The organism is Streptomyces sp. NPDC045968 (assembly GCF_056430475.1).
Window position 1 is genome coordinate 669,708 of the sequence record NZ_JBWKLF010000002.1, and the last position, 16,253, is coordinate 685,960.

Here is a 16,253-nt window from a genome sequence, read left to right on the forward strand (position 1 = left end):
CACTAACCCGCGAACCTGCGACCCCATACTCCTTGAATCTTCACACACCACTACGATGGCGGCGATGACCAGGCTGAGCGAGCGGACGGACCGGCGACGGAGCGGCACACGTGTGCCCGCCGCTGTGGGCTGGGTCCTGGTCCTCCTGGCGATGGTGTTCTGTTGCTCACTGAGCACCGCGGCGGCCGCTCCGCCGCCCGGCGACGCCCGGCTCTCGGCGCCCGCCCGGGCCATGACCCCGACGCCCGGTACGGCCGCGTCGCTCGTCATGGCGCACGCACCGGACCACCGGGGCATGGGCAGTTCCTGCCACGGCGCCTCGGACCACTCCTCTGCCGTCGTGCTGCCCGGCCCGCCCGCGCTCGCCGGCCTTCCCACCGCTCTCGCGGCGGTCCCGGCCGTCCCGCTCACCGGCGCCGCCGCCATCCGCGGCCCGTCCAACGACGGTGTGGGCGCCGTGGACCGTCTCCGGCTGCAGATCCAACGGATCTAGAGGCGGGGCCCCTCCTCGCACCCGGCGGTTCCGCCGGTGCCGGGAGCGGTGCCGCCCCTTGCCTCTTCCCCACGCACCGCGCGCGCCCGCGCGTGCGTCCCGTTGAACCCGAGGACCTGCCATGGCTTCCGCCAAGAACAAGAACCAGAACACCCCCGCCGCCGCCCGCCGGGCCAAGCTCGACGAAGCCCGCCGCAAGGAACGGGCACGCGAGCGGCGCGTCCGCATCATCACCATCAGCGCCTCCGTCGCCGTGGTCGCCGCACTCGTCGCCGGAGGCGGCTATCTGATGGCCGCGGCCGACGACAAGGACAAGGCCGAGGAGCAGGCCAAGGCCTCCCCGGTCAAGGGCGAGCGGACCTGGGACAAGCTGAAGCAGAACCACGTGAGCAAGAAGGTCGACTACCCGATGAACCCGCCCGTCGGCGGCGACCACAACCAGGTGTGGATGAACTGCGACGCCGACGTCTACACCGAGGAGATACCGAAGGAGAACGCGGTCCACTCCCTGGAGCACGGCGCGGTCTGGGTCACGTACAACGACAAGGCGAAGGACGCGGACATCAAGGCGCTCGGCAAGCGCGTCTCGTCCACCCCGTACTCCCTGATGAGCCCCGTCTCCGACCAGGACGACCCGCTGATCCTCAGTGCCTGGGGCAAGCAGGTCACGGTGAAGAGCGCCACCGACGCGCGCGTCGCCCAGTTCTTCGCCAAGTACGTCCAGGGCCCGCAGACGCCTGAGCCGGGCGCCGCCTGCTCGGGCGGGCTGGACAAGTGACCTCCGCCGTACGCGTCCCCCGCCCGATGGTGCTGGCGGGCGCCGTGGTGTTCCTGCTGGCGCTGGGGCTGGTGGTGCTCACGATCGGGCAGCCGTCCTCGGCGGCCCCCTCCGCTTCCGGTACGTCGTCCTCGGCCGCGCCCGCGGAGACCTCCGCCGACGTGGGCTTCGCCCGCGACATGGCGGTCCATCACCAGCAGGCGGTCGAGATGTCCTTCATCGTCCGGGACCGGACGGACGACGAGGACGTACGCCGTCTCGCGTACGACATCATCAACACCCAGGCCAACCAGCGCGGCATGATGCTGGGCTGGCTGGAGATGTGGGGCAGGCCGAAGAGTTCGGAGCGGCCGCCCATGGAGTGGATGGGGCACACCGTCACGGCCGCGGGTGACGGCTCGCTGATGCCGGGCATGGCCACCGACGCGGAGCTGGACGAGCTGCGTGAGGCCGAGGGCACGGCGGCCGAGGTCCTGTATCTGCGGCTGATGACCGTCCACCACCGCGCGGGCGCCGAGATGGCGCGGGCGGCGGCCGGTTCGGCGGGCACGCCGGAGATCAAGAACCTGGCGGCGGGCATGGTCCGCGGCCAGCAGTCGGAGATCGGGCTCATGGCGGACATGCTCGAACAGCGCGGCGCCACCGCCTGACGGGCGCGGGCAGCCGTCCTGCGAAGGCCGCCCCGTCGCCCCGGTCCGCCGGGCGACGGGGCGGCCCTTCGCGCTGTTCGGCGGTCGGCGGTGGCCGGCCGGGAGATAGGGTCGACGACTATATGAAGAGCAACCTCACACCCCTGGGGCCCAAGGCGGACAAGGACACCGTGCGGCGTCACAATCTGAGTCTCGTGCTGCGGGCCGTCCGGGACGAGGGCGAGGCCGGGGAAGCGACGAGGGCCGGAGTGGCCGGCCGGGTGGGGCTGACCCGGGCCGCCGTGTCGTCTCTGGTCGAGCAGCTCCTCGACAGCGGCTTCCTCACCGAGTCCGGGAAGACGTTCAGCGGGCAGGCCGGGCGCCCGGGCACGGCCCTCAAGGTGGCGCGTACGGGACCGGCCGGCCTCGGCGTGGAGATCAACATCGACTATGTGTCGGTGTGCGTCGTGGATCTGGCGGGCACCGGACGGGTCCGCCAGACCGAGCACCTCGACAACCGGGGCGCGCCGCCCGCCGAGGTGGTGGCCCGGGCGGCGGGGATCGCCGCCCGCGCCCTGGAATCGGCGCGCGAACAGGATCTGTACCCCGTCGGGGCGGCGCTCGCGCTGCCGGGTCTGGTGTCCGGGGGTTCGGTGCGTCAGGCGCCCAACCTGGGCTGGAACCAGGTGCCGGCCGAGGAGCTGTTCGCGAGCGCGCTCGCCGGGCTGCGCCCCGGCCGGGCGGCGCTGCCGGTGAGCTCGGAGAACGAGGCCAATCTCGCGGCGCTGGCCGAGCTGTGGTTCGGCGGCCTCGACACGGCGCGCAGCTTTCTCTATCTGACCGGCGAGATCGGGGTCGGCGGAGCGCTGGTGCTCGACGGCGAACTGCTGCGCGGCGCGCACGGCTTCGCCGGGGAGATCGGACACGTGGTGGTGGACCCGGCGGGTCCGGAGTGCCGTTGCGGTTCCCGGGGCTGCCTGGAGCAGTACGCGGGACAGACCGCGCTGCTGCGGGCGGCGGGCATCGACGAGGCCCGCCCCGGCCCGGTGGCCGAACTGGAGCGGCGTGCGCGGGCGGGCGACGCGCGGGCGGTGGCGGCGGTGGCGGAGGCCGGCCGGATGCTGGGCAGGGTGCTGTCGGGCGCGGTGAATCTGATCGACCCCGAGGCGGTGGTGCTCGGCGGCATCTACCGGAGCCTGATGCCGTGGCTCGCGCCGCCGGCCGACGAGGAGCTGACGGGCCGGGTGGTGTCCGGCCTCTGGTCCCCGGGCAGCGGACGGCTGCGCGCCTCGTCGGTCGCGGGGGACGCCGCCCGGGGCGCGGCGGCCCTGGTGACACAGGACGTACTGGCCGACCCCGTGGCGTACGCGGGGCGCAACGAACCGAAGGCGGCGACACGATGAGCGAGACCTGGGGAACCGATGACGCGGGTGTGCTGGCCCTGCCTTCCGGCCTGCTGGTGCGCGGGCGGGGGCTGCGCCACCCGCTTCCCGCCGGGCCTGTCCCCACTTTCGGGGTGTATCTGCTGGGCAAGGAGCCGGCGCCCGTAGCCTGGGAGTCGCGGTGGGTGCGCTGGCCCGACTTCCGGCTTCCCGCGGACCGCGAGCGGGCCCGGGAGGTGTTCGGCGAGGCGCTGGCGCGGGCCGCGACGGACCGGGTGGAGGTCGCCTGCGGCGGTGGCATCGGACGTACGGGGACGGCCCTGGCGTGCATGGCGGTGCTGGACGGGGTCCCGGCGGACCGGGCGGTGGCGTTCGTCCGCGGCGGCTACCACCACCGCGCGGTCGAGACACCGTGGCAGCAGCGTTTCGTGCGGCGCTTCGACGCCCTCGTGTGACGCGGACGGGCGCGGGCCCGGGTGCGTACGACGGGCGGGGGAAGGAAGCCGCCGCTTCCGTCCCGCGCCCGCCGCGGCCCCGGGCCCGCGCCCGGTTCGTACGCGGCCGGGGTCAGCGCACCCCGAGCAGGTGGTCCATCGCCAGCTGGTCCAGGGCCTCGAACGCCATGCCGCGTTCGGCGGCCGCCGTGATGTCGAACTCCTCGTACGCCGAACGGTCGGCGAGCAGTCCCGCGACCCCGTCCCCGGCGGTGGGCAGGGCCAGCTCGTCCAGGCGTGACGCGGTCAGCGCCTCCTGCACGGCCGGGTCCGCGCGGAAGGCCGCGGCGCGCTCCTTGAGGATCAGGTAGTTGCGCATGCAGCCCTCGGCCGAGGCCCAGACGCCCGCGTAGTCCTCGGTCCGCGGCGGCTTGAAGTCGAAGTGGCGCGGGCCCTCGTAGCCACCGCGCTCCAGCAGGTCGACCAGCCAGAACGCCTGGCGCAGGTCGCCCGCGCCGAAGCGCAGGTCCTGGTCGTACTTGATGCCGGACTGGCCGTTGAGGTCGATGTGGAAGAGCTTTCCGGCCCACATCGCCTGGGCGATACCGTGCGGGAAGTTGAGCCCGGCCATCTGCTCGTGCCCGGTCTCCGGGTTCACGCCGACCAGCTCCGGGCGCTCCAGGCGCTCGATGAAGGCGAGGGCGTGGCCGATGGTCGGCAGGAGGATGTCGCCGCGCGGCTCGTTCGGCTTGGGCTCGATGGCGAAGCGCAGGTCGTAGCCCTGCTCGGTGACGTAGTCGCCCAGCAGGTCGAAGGCTTCCTTCATCCGGTCGAGCGCGGTCCCGATGTCCTTCGCCGCGCCGGACTCCGAGCCCTCGCGCCCGCCCCACGCCACATAGGTGGTGGCGCCGAGCTCGACGGCGAGATCGATGTTGCGCAGGGTCTTGCGGAGCGCGTACCGGCGGACGTCCCGGTCGTTGGCGGTGAAGGCCCCGTCCTTGAAGACCGGGTGGGTGAAGAGGTTCGTCGTGGCCATCGGCACCACGAGGCCGTTCGCGTCCAGCGCCTGCCGGAACCGCTTGACGAGCCCCTCGCGCTCCGCGTCCGTCGAGCCGAACGGGATCAGGTCGTCGTCGTGGAACGTGACTCCGTACGCGCCGAGCTCGGCGAGCCGCCGCACCGACTCGACCGGGTCGATCGCCGCGCGGGTCGCGTCACCGAACGGGTCGCGCCCCTGCCAGCCCACCGTCCACAGACCGAAGCTGAACTTGTCCTCCGGTGTGGGCGTGAAGCGTTCCGTCATCGTCTGGCCGCCTTCGAGTGCTGTCGGGTCCGGTACCGGATTACCGGCCGACCCTATTTGTTCAGTGTCATGACTAATCATGCACGGGACGCCCCGGCGACGTAACCCCCACCACCACAAAACCTCGTCCACCCCTGGTCCGGGGGATCACGTTCACGTAATTTGTTAGCCGCACGCTCAAATCCCCTGTCGAGAAGAGGTAGCCCATGCCGCCGCGCAGCGTCGTCATCGGCGTGGACAGCTCCACCCAGTCCACCAAGGCGGCGGTGACCGATGCCGTGACCGGCGAGGTGCTCGCCATCGGCCGCGCCCCGCACACGGTCACCGGGGAGGGCGGGGCCCGCGAGAGCGACCCCGAGCTCTGGTGGCAGGCGCTGTCCCTGGCCGTGGCCGCCGGGATCAAGGAGTCCGGCGTCGGGGCCTCCGCCGTCACCGGTATCGCCGTCGCCGGGCAGCAGCACGGCCTCGTCGTGCTCGACCGGGAGGGCCGGCCGCTGCGCCCGGCCCTGCTGTGGAACGACACCCGGTCCGCCCCGCAGGCCACCGCCCTCACCGCGGCGCTGGGCGGCCCCGGCGCCTGGACCGCGCGCACCGGCTCCGTGCCGGTCGCCTCCCTCACCGCGACGAAGTGGCAGTGGCTGCGCGAGAACGACCCCGGCGCCGCCGCGGCGGCCGCCGCCGTACGGCTCCCCCACGACTTCCTGACCGAGCGGCTCACGGGCACCGCCTTCACCGATCCCGGCGACGCCTCGGGGACCGGCTGGTACTCCACGGCCACCGGTGCGTACGACCCCGAACTGCTCGCGCTCCTCGGCCTGGACGGGGCTCTCCTGCCGGAGGTGGCCGCCACCGGGGCGACCCGGACCGGCTCTCTGACCAGCGCCGCCGCCGAGGCCCTCGGCCTGCCGGCCGGGATCGCCGTCGCGGCGGGCACCGGGGACAACATGAGCGCCGCCGTCGGACTGGGGCTGGGCGGAGCCGGGCTCCTGGACCACCCGGTGCTCAGCCTGGGCACCTCGGGAACGGTGTTCGCCGCGTCCCGCACCCGGCCCGTCTCGGCGGCCCTCTCCGGCTTCGCCGCCGCGGACGGTACGTACCTCCCGCTGGCCTGCACCCTCAACTGCACGCTCGCCGTCGACAAGGTGGCCGCCCTGCTGGGACTGCACCGCGACGACACCGCACCCGGCGGGGAGGCCGTACTGCTGCCCTACCTGGACGGCGAACGCACCCCCGACCTGCCCCTGGCGTCCGGCCTGCTCACCGGCCTGCGGCACGACACGACCCCGCAGCAGCTGCTGGGCGCCGCCTACGAGGGCGCGGCCTTCACCGTTCTGCGCGCCCTCGACGAGCTGCTGCGGGCCTGCGGCCTCGACCCGGCCGATCCCGCCGTCGCCGCCCGGCCGCTGCGACTGATCGGCGGCGGGGCCGGTGGCCGTACCTGGGTGGAGACCGTGCGCCGCCTCTCCGGACGCCCCCTCGTCGTGCCCGCCGGTGGCGAGCTGGTCGCCCGGGGCGCCGCGGCGCTCGCCGCGTCGGCGGCCGGCGGCGGCGATCCCGTGGCCGTGGCGGCCTCTTGGAACACCGGCGACGACGACCGTCAACTCCCGGCGGCCGAACGGGACATGGACACCTGGGAACGGGTCGGTTCGGTGCTGGAGCGGACTGCGGGGCCGGTGCTCGGAGGCTGAGACCGGGCCGCGAACCGGCCTGCGCGGCGCGCGTTTTGGGATGCCAACCGATCTTCAATAAGATCCGGCGATGATCATAAGAAGACGGCCGCGGGCCGGGGTGTGCGTACTGCTCGCCACCCTGGCCGCGTGGCTCGGCACCGCCCTCCCGGCCGCCGCCGACGAACCCACCGGCTCCACATCGCCCAAGGTCGAGCTGGTTCTCGACGTCAGCGGTTCCATGCGCGCCCGCGACATCGACGGCCAGTCCCGGATGGCTGCCGCGAAGCAGGCGTTCAACGAAGTGCTGGACGCGGTGCCCGACGAGGTGCAGCTCGGCATCCGGACGCTCGGCGCCGACTACCCCGGCGACGACCGCAGGACCGGCTGCAAGGACACCAAGCAGCTGTACCCGGTCGGCCCGCTGGACCGCACCGAGGCCAAGACCGCGGTCGCCACCCTGGCGCCCACCGGCTGGACCCCGATCGGTCCCGCGCTCCTCGGTGCGGCCGACGACCTGGAGGGCGGCGACGCCACCCGGCGCATCGTCCTCATCACCGACGGCGAGGACACCTGCGGCCCGCTCGACCCGTGCGAGGTGGCCCGCGACATCGCCGCACGCGGGGTTCACCTCGTCATCGACACGCTGGGCCTGGTGCCCAACGCCAAGATCCGCCAGCAGCTGACCTGCATCGCCGAGGCCACCGGCGGCACCTACACCGCCGTCACGCACACCGAGGAACTCTCCGGCCGGGTCAAGCAGTTGGTGGACCGTGCCGCCGAGCCCGTCGTCACTCCGGTGGCGGCCGAGGGCGCCGACAGCTGTGCCGCGGCCCCCGCCCTCAAGGCCGGTCTCTACACCGACCGCGAGAAGTTCGGCGAGCACCGCTGGTACCGGGTGGACGTACTGCCCGGCCAGGAACTGCGCGCCTCGGTCAGCGTGGCGGCCGACCGTGCCGTCAACAACGACTACGGAGTCCTGCTGCGGGCCCTGACCGTGCACGGCCGGGAGATCGTCCGCGGTTCGGAGGCCGGCACGGGCCGTACGGACGTGATCTCGTCCGGGCTGCGCTATCCCAGGGCCGAACAGGACGGCGCGGACGACGAGGAGCCGAGCCCCGAGGCCGTCTGCCTCCAGGTCGCCAACTCCTTCTCGGCACCCGCCTCCGTGAAGACCTCGCCCGGGCTTCCGGTCGAGCTGACCATCGACGTGGTGGACGCTCCGGACGAGGCGGCGGACGTCGCCGCGTTCGGTCTCGGCCGCGGCTGGTGGCTGCTCGGCGTGCTGGTCCTCACCGGACTGGTCGCGGGCCTGCTGACCGGCTGGATCTCACGCTGGCGCGTCGCCGTATGGAGGACCAACTGATGCGTACGACACGTGGAGTGGCGGCCGGCCTGCTGGCCGGTCTCGCCCTGCTGACCTCGGCGGCTTCCGCGACGGCCGTCGCTCCGTCGGTCCAGAGGACCGACGCGAGCAGCAGCCCCGGCACCGACGCCGCGACGGACGGCGAGGCGGGGCCCACGGAAGCGGGCACCACCTTCCGTACCGCCACCGCCGTCCAGCAGGGACAGCGGGCCACCGCCGAAGCGTCCACGGGCGACTACCTGTACTGGGTCTTCCCCGCCGACGCGGGACAGCGGGCGACCGTGCGCGCGAAGGTCACGCTCCCCGAGAGCGCCACCCGGCACGGCGCGTCGACCTGGCAGGTCGAGGTGTACGACGGACTGCGGCGGCGGCAGGCGTGCATGTACGGCCACCAGACGCGCAAGGCGGCGGCCGACGCCGCCTCGGTCGAGCTGACCTGTGTCCTGCGGACCGTACGCGCCTGGTCGGAGCCGTGGGCCGACGATCCGCTGCCCGGCAGCTACTACGTACGTCTGACGGTCCTCGATCTGCCCGCCACCGACCTCGGACTGCCGGTGGGGACGGAGCTGGAGGTCACCTCCGTCGACGGAGGCGGCGCCCATGACGTGGACGGCGCGCTCGCCGAGCCGCTGGTTCCGGGCGTGTCCTTCGTGGACCGGGCGTCGGACGACGGCACCGGCGAGGACCGGGTCCCGCTCGGCGGCGAACCCGACGACGGCTGGGCCTCCGGCTGGTGGACGGACCGCTGGCTGTGGACCGTGGGCGGCGGCGTGCTCGGTGCGCTGGCGGCCGTCTTCGGCTACTCGCTGACGCGCGGCAGCGGCCGTCCGTCCCGGGTGCCCCCGGGCGTCTGACCGACAGCCACCCGGGACGGGTCCGGAGCCGCGCCGGGCCCGTCCCGGGTGGCCGGGATCCGCCGGAGCACCGCACCGCCGTGTCCGGACAGCCGGTCCCGTACGGCTACGCTCGACAACTCACGTACTCCTCACGGCAGATGACGGTTCCCGGCCTTGCCGTTCGTACGCCCTGCCGGAGTGCTCCCCCGTCGTGCCCGACGGGGGACGGGTCACTGCGTGCCGGCTGCGGTGCGCCACCAGGGAGCGGAGTCCTTTCATGCCCAGGGATACGGATACGCCTACGGACGCGGGTACGGCCACCGGTACGGACGGCGGCACCGCTGCCGTCGCCGGACCGCGCGGCCACAGCCTCGTACCGGGCCCGCGAGGGCTGCCGTTCCTCGGAAATCTGCCCCGGTTCGCGAAGGACCCCCTCGCCTTCTTCGAGCGGCTTCGCGGCCACGGGGACATGGTGAGCTGGCGCTTCGGCCGCAACCGCTGTGTGTTCGTCTCCGACCCGGACTGCATAGGCGAGCTGCTCACCGAGACGGAACGCACCTTCGACCAGCCCGCGTTGGGCATCGCGTTCCGCACGGTGATGGGCAACGGCGTCGTGGTGGCGCGGGGCACGGACTGGCGGCGCAAGCGGTCACTGGTCCAGCCCTCCGTGCGGCCCAAGCAGGTGAAGTCGTACGCCTCGACGATGGCCGAGTGCGCGGTGGAGCTGGCGGACACCTGGTCCGGCGGTGAACGCGTCGACGTCAAGCGGGAGATGGCGGCGCTGACGCAGAAGATCGCGGTGCGCACCATCTTCGGCGTGGACACCCCGGCCGACGCGGAGTCCATGGGCCGGGCGATGGACGTCGCCCAGCAGGAGATCGGCAAGGAGTTCAGCGGGATCGGCGCCATCCTTCCCGACTGGGTGCCGACGCCCGGCCGGACCAGGATCAAGAAGGCCGCCGCCGTCATCGACGCCGAGGTGGCCCGGGTGGTGGCCCGCCACCGCGACGGCGGCGGGGAGCGCCCCGACCTGCTGAGCCGGCTGCTCACCGCCGTCGACGAGACCGGTGCGCACCTCACCGACGAGGAGATCCGCGACGAGACGGTCACCCTCTACATCGGCGGCCACGAGACGACCAGTTCGACGCTGGTGTGGGCCTGGTACCTGCTCTCGCGCAACCCGCGGGCGCGCGCGGCCCTCACCGAGGAGCTGGACCGGGTGCTCGGCGACCGCGAACCCGGCTTCGACGACTACGCGCGACTGACCTACACCCAGTGGGTGGTGAAGGAGACCCTGCGTCTGTATCCGACGATCTGGCTGGTCACCGGGGTGGCCAAGGAGGGCGCGCGGATCGGCGGTGTTCCGATGCCGGAGGGCACCCGGGTGTGGAGCAGTCAGTGGTCGACCCAGCGCGACGCGCGCTGGTTCCCGGAGCCGGAGAGCTTCCGGCCGGAGCGCTGGGACCCGGAGGGCGGCGACGAGATCGCGGAGTACGCGTGGTTCCCGTTCGGTGGCGGCCCCCGGGTCTGCCTCGGGACGCGCTTCGCGATGGTGGAGGCCGTCCTGATCCTGGCGGTCCTGGCGCGCCGGTTCGATCTGGACGTGGACCCGGGGACCATCGGCCACGTACCGTCGCTGACCCTTCAGCCCGACCGGGATGTGACGGCGACGGTCCGGGCGCGCTGACGGTACGGGCGCTGCCGCGGACCGTCGTCCGGGGCAGCGCCCTCACCTCACGGCCGTCCTACTTCTTCAGCCACTTCTTCCACACGTGCGGGTTCTTCTCGATCCAGCGCTCGGCGGCTTCCTGCGGGGTGAGCTTCTGCGAGGCGATCATCTCGGACACCTCGTTCTGCGCGTCTTCCGTCCAGGTGAACTTCTTCAGGAAGGCGGCAGCCTCGCCGCCTCGCTTGGAGAAGTCGGCGTTGAGGTACTTCTGCAGGGGTGTCGTGGGATATGCGCAGTCGATCTTCTCCGGGTCCTTGGCTCCGCACTCCTCGGTGTACTCGGGGAGCTTCACCTCGACCATCGGGACCTCGTTGAACAGCCACTGCGGCTGGTACCAGTAGCTCAGGAAGGGCTTCTTCTCCTTGGCGAACTGCTGGATCTGGGTGATCTGGGCGGCCTCGGAGCCCGCGAAGACGACCTTGTAGTCCAGGCCGAGGTTCTTCACCAGAGCGGTGTCGTTGGTGACGTAGGACGGTGAACCGTCCATGAGCTGGCCCTTGTCACCGCTCTCCGGGGTGCGCAGTTCGTCGGCGTACTTGTCGAGGTTCTTCCAGTCCGTGACATCGGGGTGCTCGTCCGCCCAGTACTTCGGTACGTACCAGCCGATGTGGCCGGTGACGCCCAGGTCGCCGGCCGGGACGATGGTCTTCTTCTCCTCGACGTACAGCTTCTCCTGGTCGGGGTGGCCCCAGTCCTCCAGGATCGCGTCGACGCGGCCCTGGCTGAGGGCGTCCCAGGCGGGGACCTCGTCGGTCTGGACGAGGTCGACGCGGTAGCCGAGCTCGTCCTCCAGCAGCTTCTGGGCGACGGCCACGTTGGCCTGCGCGCCGACCCAGGACTGCACGGAGAGCGTGACGGTCTTGATTCCCGCCGGTGCGGCGAAGGGCGAGGTCTGCTTCGTCATGTCCGCCGCGCCGCAGCCGGTGACGGCGAGCAGGGCGGCGGCCGACGTCGCGGCGGCGAGGACACGGGTACGGGTGCGGATCGGCGTACGAGCCATGTCAGCTCTCCTTCCGCGCGGTGCGCGTGGTGGGCTGGGTGACCCGGTCCAGCATCAGTCCCAGACAGACGATGGCGGCGCCCGCCACCAGGCCGGTGGCCAGATCTCCCTGGGCGAGTCCGAGGACGACGAGGTATCCGAGCGCACCCGATCCGACCAGTCCGCCGATGATGACCACGGCGAGCACCAGGACGACGCCCTGGTTCACCGCGAGAAGCAACGCGGGGCGCGCCAGCGGCAGCTGGACCTGGCGCAGCTGCTGACCGCTGGTGGCGCCCAGGGAGCGGGCGCACTCCATGGCGGCGGGGTCGACGCCGCGCAGGCCCTGGGTGGTGATGCGGACGACGGCCGGGAGCGCGTAGACGACCGCAGCCGCGGCGGCCGGGGCGCGGCCGACGCCGAAGAGGGCGACGACCGGGATGAGGTAGACGAACTGCGGCAGGGTCTGGAAGACGTCCAGGACCGGGCGCAGCAGGCGTTCGAGCCGTTCGCTGCGCGCGGCGCCGATGGCGATGGCGAAGCCGAGGACCAGAGTGACGGCGACGGCGGCGACGACCTGGCTGAGGGTGTCCATCGAGGGCTCCCAGACGCCGAGGACACCGATGGCGGCCATGGCGAGTACGGCGGTGAGCGCGGTGCGCCAGGTGCCGATCGTCCAGGCGAGCGCGGCCACGATCAGCAGCACGGACCACCAGGGCAGGCCCTGCAGCCCGCTGCGCAGGGGGTTGAGTATCCAGCCGGTGAAGTGGGCGGCCCAGTCGGCGGTGCCGCCGACGACCGGAACTCCGGTGTAGAGGTGGTCGACCATCCACTCCTTGGCGGTGTTGACCGGTCCGGCGACGGCGACGATCGCGCCCTCGGGCCAGATCCGGCCGCCCGTGAACCGTCCCACGACGGCGACGGCCGCCACGATTCCGGCGCCCACGGCCCAGCCGCGCGCGCCCCGCAGGACGCCGGGGCCGGTGGGCTCCGCACCGATCCGGTGTCCTGCGGCCTCGGTCGTACGGTCGAGGACGACGGCGAGCAGAACGATCGGGATGCCCGCGGCCAGCGCGGCGCCGACGTCGACCGAGGACAGTGCCTGGTAGACGCGGTCGCCGAGGCCACCGGCGCCGATCACCGAGGCGATGACGGCCATGGAGAGGGCCATCATGATCGACTGGTTGAGGCCGAGCAGCAGTTCCTTGCGGGCCAGTGGCAGCCTGGCCGTGAACAGCCGCTGCCTGCCGGTCGCGCCGAGCGAGCTGACCGCCTCCATGACGCCCTGGTCCGCGCCGCGCAGCCCGAGTGCGGTGAGGCGTGCCATCGGCGGCGCCGCGTACACGACGGTCGCGAGGACCGCGCCGGGCACACCGATGCCGAAGACCAGGACGACGGGCAGCAGATAGGCGAAGGCCGGCAGCACCTGCATGGTGTCGAGTACGGGGCGCAGTACCCGGAACGTACGGTCCGAGAGCCCGGCCGCGAGGCCGAGGAGGACGCCGAGCACCACGGACGCCAGGACGGCGACGGCCATCAGGGCGAGGGTCTGCATCGTCGGCACCCACATGCCGAGCAGGCCGCACACGAGGAAGGAGACCGCGGCGGTGAGGGCGAGCCGCAGTCCCGCGACCCGCCAGGCCACGACCGCGGCGACCGCGGTGACTCCGGCCCAGCCGAGGGCGAGGAGCAGCAGATAGACACCGCGCACCGAGAGGACGACGGCGTTGCTGATGTGGCCGAAGAAGTAGAGGAACAGGGGGTGGCTGTCACGGTTGGCGATGATCCAGTCGTTGACCTCGCCGAGCGGAGCCGTCAGGTCGACGGTCAGGGCGCCGGGCCAGGCCGCGCCGCCCCAGCGGGACTGCACCACGGGCACGGCGACGGCGGCGATCACTGCGAGCACCAGCAGCTTCGCGAAAGCGGGGCGGCGGAGCAGCGCCATGAGCGGCCGTCGGCCGGGCGGTCCCGCGAGGGCGGAGGTGGTGGCGGCTTGGGCGGTGGCCATCAGGCGGCCACCTCCCGGGTGCCGGCGGCCCCCGTGCCCGCGACGACCCCGAGCAGGCATTCGTGGTCGACGACGCCGACGAGCCTGCCGTCCTTCATCACCCGGGCCGCCGGGTCGCCGGAGCGGGCGACCGCTTCGATGGCCTCGGAGACGGTGGCGTCGGGGCGGACCGCGGGGCCGCGGTCTCCCTCGCCCGCGGTCGGGGGCCGCATCGCGGTGGAGACCGTCAGGACCTGCTCGCGCGGCACGTCGCGGACGAACTCGCGTACGTAGTCGTCGGCGGGTGATCCGACGATCTCCTCGGGGGTGCCGAGCTGGACGATGCCGCCGTCGCGCATGAGCGCGATGCGGGTGCCCAGGCGCAGCGCCTCGCTCAGGTCGTGGGTGATGAAGACCATGGTCCGGCCCTCCTCACGGTGCAGCCGGACGACCTCGTCCTGCATCTCCCGGCGGATCAGCGGGTCGAGGGCGCTGAACGGCTCGTCGAAGAGCAGCACGGACGGGTCGACGGCGAGTGCGCGGGCCAGGCCGACGCGCTGCTGCTGGCCGCCGGAGAGCTGCGAGGGGCGGCGGCCCTCAAGTCCGGCGAGGCCGACCTTCTCCACCAGCTCGGCCGCCTTGAGACGCCGTTCGTCCTTGCTCAGGCCCTGGATCTCCAGGCCGTAGGCGACGTTGTCGAGGACGGTGCGGTGCGGCAGCAGTCCGAAGTGCTGGAAGACCATGGCCGCGCGGTGGCGGCGCAGCTCGCGCAGGCGCGTGCGGTCCATGGCGAGCACGTCCTCGCCGTCGATGGCCAGGGTGCCGCTGGTCGGCTCGATGAGCCGGGTCAGACAGCGTACGAGGGTGGACTTGCCGGAGCCCGAGAGGCCCATGACGACGAAGACCTCGCCCTTGCGGACGTCGAAGGAGACGTCCCGGACCGCCGCGGTGCAGCCGGTGCGCTCGCGCAGCTCGGCCGGGGGCAGCTCGGCGTGCTCGCTGCCGGGGATGCGGTCGGCCTTGGGGCCGAAGACCTTCCAGAGGTTCCTGACGGTGAAGACAGGGGTATCGGTCGCGGTCATCGGACATCGCCTCCAGTGGTCGAACCGAGCAGTTCCGCGCATTTCTCGCCGACCATCAGGACGCCGATCATCGGGTTCACGGCGGGCATCGTCGGGAAGACGGAGGCGTCGGCGATCCGGATGGATTCGAGCCCCCGGATGCGCAGCTGGGGGTCGACCACGGCGCCGGTGTCGTTGGCCGCGCCCATCCGGCAGGTGCCCGCCGGGTGGTAGACGGTGTGCGCGACCTTGCGGGCGTACTCGCTGATGTCCTCGTCGGAGGTGACCCCGGGGCCGGGGCAGACCTCGCGCTTGAGCCAGTGCGCGAGCGGTTCGGTCTTCGCTATCTCGCGGGCGAGCTTGATCCCGTCGACCAGTGTGCGGCCGTCGTAGTCGTCCTCGTCGGTGAAGTAGCGGAAGTCCAGGGCGGGTTTGACCTCGGGGTCGGCGCTCGTGAGGAAGAGCCGGCCCCGGCTGCGCGGCTTGGGGATGTTGGGCGTCATCGACACACCGTGCTCGGGACGCTCGTAGCCGAGGCGCTCCGGGTTGTCGGTGAAGGGGATCTGGTAGAAGTGGAACATCAGGTCGGGGCCCCGGGATCCGGGGTCGCGCCGCACGAAGAGGCCCGCGTCGGAGTCCATCGCGGAGTTCTCCGGGATGGGCCCGTCGGTCTCCCAGACGATGACCGACTCCGGGTGGTCGAGCAGGTTCTCGCCGACGCCAGGCAGGTCGTGGACGACCGGGATGCCGAGCGCCTCCAGGTCCTGCTTCGGCCCGATCCCGGAGTGCATCAGCAGCCGGGGGGTGTCCACGGCGCCCGCGCAGACGATCACTTCGCGGGTGGCGCGCAGCAGCAGCTCCTCGCCTTCCTTGGTGCGGACGTGCACACCGGTGGCGCGGTTGCCGTCGAACTCCAGCCGGTGGGCCCAGGTCTCCAGCAGGATCGAGAGGTTGGGGCGGTCGCCGGCCTCGATGTGCGGGTGGAGGTAGGCGACGGACGCGGAGGAGCGCTTGTTGTTCTCCGGGTGGTAGGCGAGATCGAAGAAGCCGGCGCCTTCGTGGAACGGCTTCTTGTTGAAGCCCTCGACGCGCGGGACCGCGGCCGCGGCCTGGGCCGCGTCGACGAAGTCGCGGGCGATGGCGTTCCGGTCCTTCTCGTCGACCGGCACGATGTGGTTGCGCAGCCGGTCGAAGTACGGGTCCATGGCGGCCGCGTCCCAGCCGTCGGCGCCCGCCTCGGCCCACTCGTCCCAGTCACCGGGCAGGGGCTTGAAGCTGATCAGGGTGTTGTGCGAGGAGCAGCCGCCGAGCACCCGCGCGCGGCTGTGGCGGATGTGGGAGTTGCCGCGGGGCTGTTCGGTGGTGGGGTAGTCGTAGTCCAGGTCTCCGCCGAGCAGTCCGAGCCAGCGGCGCAGGGTGAGCACGTCGTCGCGGTCGATGTCGGTGGGGCCGCCCTCGATCACGGTGACGGTGACATCGGGATTCTCCGTGAGGCGGGAGGCGATGACCGAGCCGGCCGTACCGCCTCCGACGATCACGTAGTCGACGGGTTCGGGCCGGTCTGTGCGGGGGGTCGGATGCATCGGTCACTGCTCCTTCTGCAAGGTTC

14 protein-coding genes are annotated in these 16,253 nt (G+C 72.5%); 9 read left to right on the top strand and 5 right to left on the bottom strand.

Annotation, left to right across the window (positions count from 1 at the left end; translation table 11 throughout):
- Positions 1 to 64: 64 nt before the first annotated feature.
- From AC07FA_RS08635 to AC07FA_RS08655, 5 genes are all read left to right on the top strand, one after another.
- The gene (locus tag AC07FA_RS08635; protein ID WP_479074042.1) at positions 65 to 493 is read left to right on the top strand and encodes a hypothetical protein; all 429 of its coding nucleotides are present in this window, start codon (positions 65 to 67) and stop codon (positions 491 to 493) included.
- A 121-nt stretch (positions 494 to 614) separates the two neighbouring features.
- Positions 615 to 1,271, top strand: coding sequence for a DUF3105 domain-containing protein (locus AC07FA_RS08640; protein WP_479074043.1), 657 nt, complete (start codon positions 615 to 617; stop codon positions 1,269 to 1,271).
- A gap of 26 nt (positions 1,272 to 1,297) precedes the next feature.
- Positions 1,298 to 1,921 carry a DUF305 domain-containing protein gene (locus AC07FA_RS08645; RefSeq protein ID WP_479074262.1) on the top strand — a complete coding sequence of 208 codons (624 nt, stop codon included), beginning with the start codon at positions 1,298 to 1,300 and terminating at the stop codon, positions 1,919 to 1,921.
- Between the two features lie 122 nt (positions 1,922 to 2,043).
- Positions 2,044 to 3,303: an ROK family protein gene (locus AC07FA_RS08650; RefSeq protein ID WP_479074045.1), complete on the top strand. Its 1,260-nt coding sequence runs from the start codon at positions 2,044 to 2,046 to the stop codon at positions 3,301 to 3,303.
- Positions 3,300 to 3,737 (top strand): protein-tyrosine phosphatase family protein, encoded by a 438-nt coding sequence (locus AC07FA_RS08655; RefSeq protein WP_479074046.1) that lies wholly within the window; start codon positions 3,300 to 3,302, stop codon positions 3,735 to 3,737. The genes AC07FA_RS08650 and AC07FA_RS08655 overlap by 4 nt, the downstream gene beginning before the upstream one ends.
- 112 nt (positions 3,738 to 3,849) lie before the next feature.
- Here the strand turns inward: AC07FA_RS08655 and xylA are convergent, their stop codons facing one another.
- A complete protein-coding gene (gene xylA / locus AC07FA_RS08660; protein WP_479074047.1) occupies positions 3,850 to 5,019 on the bottom strand; it encodes a xylose isomerase in 1,170 nt (389 codons plus the stop codon).
- A 206-nt stretch (positions 5,020 to 5,225) separates the two neighbouring features.
- Here xylA and xylB point away from each other — a divergent pair, with 206 nt between their 5' ends.
- The 4 genes from xylB (at position 5,226) to AC07FA_RS08680 (ending at position 10,575) form a co-directional block, all read left to right on the top strand.
- On the top strand, positions 5,226 to 6,707 hold the full coding sequence (gene xylB, locus AC07FA_RS08665) for a xylulokinase (protein ID WP_479074048.1): 1,482 nt from the start codon (positions 5,226 to 5,228) through the stop codon (positions 6,705 to 6,707).
- A 70-nt stretch (positions 6,708 to 6,777) separates the two neighbouring features.
- Positions 6,778 to 8,052, top strand: coding sequence for a VWA domain-containing protein (locus tag AC07FA_RS08670; protein WP_479074049.1), 1,275 nt, complete (start codon positions 6,778 to 6,780; stop codon positions 8,050 to 8,052).
- On the top strand, positions 8,052 to 8,906 hold the full coding sequence (locus AC07FA_RS08675; protein ID WP_479074050.1) for a hypothetical protein: 855 nt from the start codon (positions 8,052 to 8,054) through the stop codon (positions 8,904 to 8,906). Before AC07FA_RS08670 ends, AC07FA_RS08675 begins: the two co-directional genes overlap by 1 nt.
- 259 nt (positions 8,907 to 9,165) lie before the next feature.
- A complete protein-coding gene (locus tag AC07FA_RS08680) occupies positions 9,166 to 10,575 on the top strand; it encodes a cytochrome P450 (RefSeq protein WP_479074052.1) in 1,410 nt (469 codons plus the stop codon).
- Positions 10,576 to 10,633: 58 nt separating this feature from the next.
- On the opposite strand, the gene AC07FA_RS08685 is transcribed toward AC07FA_RS08680, so the two are convergent.
- Genes AC07FA_RS08685 through AC07FA_RS08700 form a run of 4 tightly spaced genes read right to left on the bottom strand, consistent with a single transcriptional unit; the run spans position 10,634 to position 16,227 of the window.
- Positions 10,634 to 11,617, bottom strand: coding sequence for an ABC transporter substrate-binding protein (locus AC07FA_RS08685; RefSeq protein WP_479074053.1), 984 nt, complete (start codon positions 11,615 to 11,617; stop codon positions 10,634 to 10,636).
- Position 11,618: 1 nt separating this feature from the next.
- Positions 11,619 to 13,604, bottom strand: coding sequence for an ABC transporter permease (locus AC07FA_RS08690; protein ID WP_479074054.1), 1,986 nt, complete (start codon positions 13,602 to 13,604; stop codon positions 11,619 to 11,621).
- Positions 13,604 to 14,665 carry a quaternary amine ABC transporter ATP-binding protein gene (locus AC07FA_RS08695; RefSeq protein WP_479074055.1) on the bottom strand — a complete coding sequence of 354 codons (1,062 nt, stop codon included), beginning with the start codon at positions 14,663 to 14,665 and terminating at the stop codon, positions 13,604 to 13,606. Before AC07FA_RS08695 ends, AC07FA_RS08690 begins: the two co-directional genes overlap by 1 nt.
- Positions 14,662 to 16,227 carry a GMC family oxidoreductase gene (locus AC07FA_RS08700; protein ID WP_479074056.1) on the bottom strand — a complete coding sequence of 522 codons (1,566 nt, stop codon included), beginning with the start codon at positions 16,225 to 16,227 and terminating at the stop codon, positions 14,662 to 14,664. The genes AC07FA_RS08695 and AC07FA_RS08700 overlap by 4 nt, the downstream gene beginning before the upstream one ends.
- Positions 16,228 to 16,253: the final 26 nt, after the last annotated feature.

Coding starts and splice junctions, on each gene's coding strand:
- AC07FA_RS08685 (WP_479074053.1), bottom strand. CDS start 11,617: ATGGCTCGTACGCCGATCCGCACCCGTACCCGTGTCCTCGCCGCCGCG.
- AC07FA_RS08670 (WP_479074049.1), top strand. CDS start 6,778: ATGATCATAAGAAGACGGCCGCGGGCCGGGGTGTGCGTACTGCTCGCC.
- xylA (WP_479074047.1), bottom strand. CDS start 5,019: ATGACGGAACGCTTCACGCCCACACCGGAGGACAAGTTCAGCTTCGGT.
- AC07FA_RS08640 (WP_479074043.1), top strand. CDS start 615: ATGGCTTCCGCCAAGAACAAGAACCAGAACACCCCCGCCGCCGCCCGC.
- AC07FA_RS08650 (WP_479074045.1), top strand. CDS start 2,044: ATGAAGAGCAACCTCACACCCCTGGGGCCCAAGGCGGACAAGGACACC.
- AC07FA_RS08635 (WP_479074042.1), top strand. CDS start 65: ATGACCAGGCTGAGCGAGCGGACGGACCGGCGACGGAGCGGCACACGT.
- AC07FA_RS08695 (WP_479074055.1), bottom strand. CDS start 14,665: ATGACCGCGACCGATACCCCTGTCTTCACCGTCAGGAACCTCTGGAAG.
- AC07FA_RS08690 (WP_479074054.1), bottom strand. CDS start 13,604: ATGGCCACCGCCCAAGCCGCCACCACCTCCGCCCTCGCGGGACCGCCC.
- AC07FA_RS08675 (WP_479074050.1), top strand. CDS start 8,052: ATGCGTACGACACGTGGAGTGGCGGCCGGCCTGCTGGCCGGTCTCGCC.
- AC07FA_RS08680 (WP_479074052.1), top strand. CDS start 9,166: ATGCCCAGGGATACGGATACGCCTACGGACGCGGGTACGGCCACCGGT.
- AC07FA_RS08645 (WP_479074262.1), top strand. CDS start 1,298: ATGGTGCTGGCGGGCGCCGTGGTGTTCCTGCTGGCGCTGGGGCTGGTG.
- AC07FA_RS08700 (WP_479074056.1), bottom strand. CDS start 16,227: ATGCATCCGACCCCCCGCACAGACCGGCCCGAACCCGTCGACTACGTG.
- AC07FA_RS08655 (WP_479074046.1), top strand. CDS start 3,300: ATGAGCGAGACCTGGGGAACCGATGACGCGGGTGTGCTGGCCCTGCCT.
- xylB (WP_479074048.1), top strand. CDS start 5,226: ATGCCGCCGCGCAGCGTCGTCATCGGCGTGGACAGCTCCACCCAGTCC.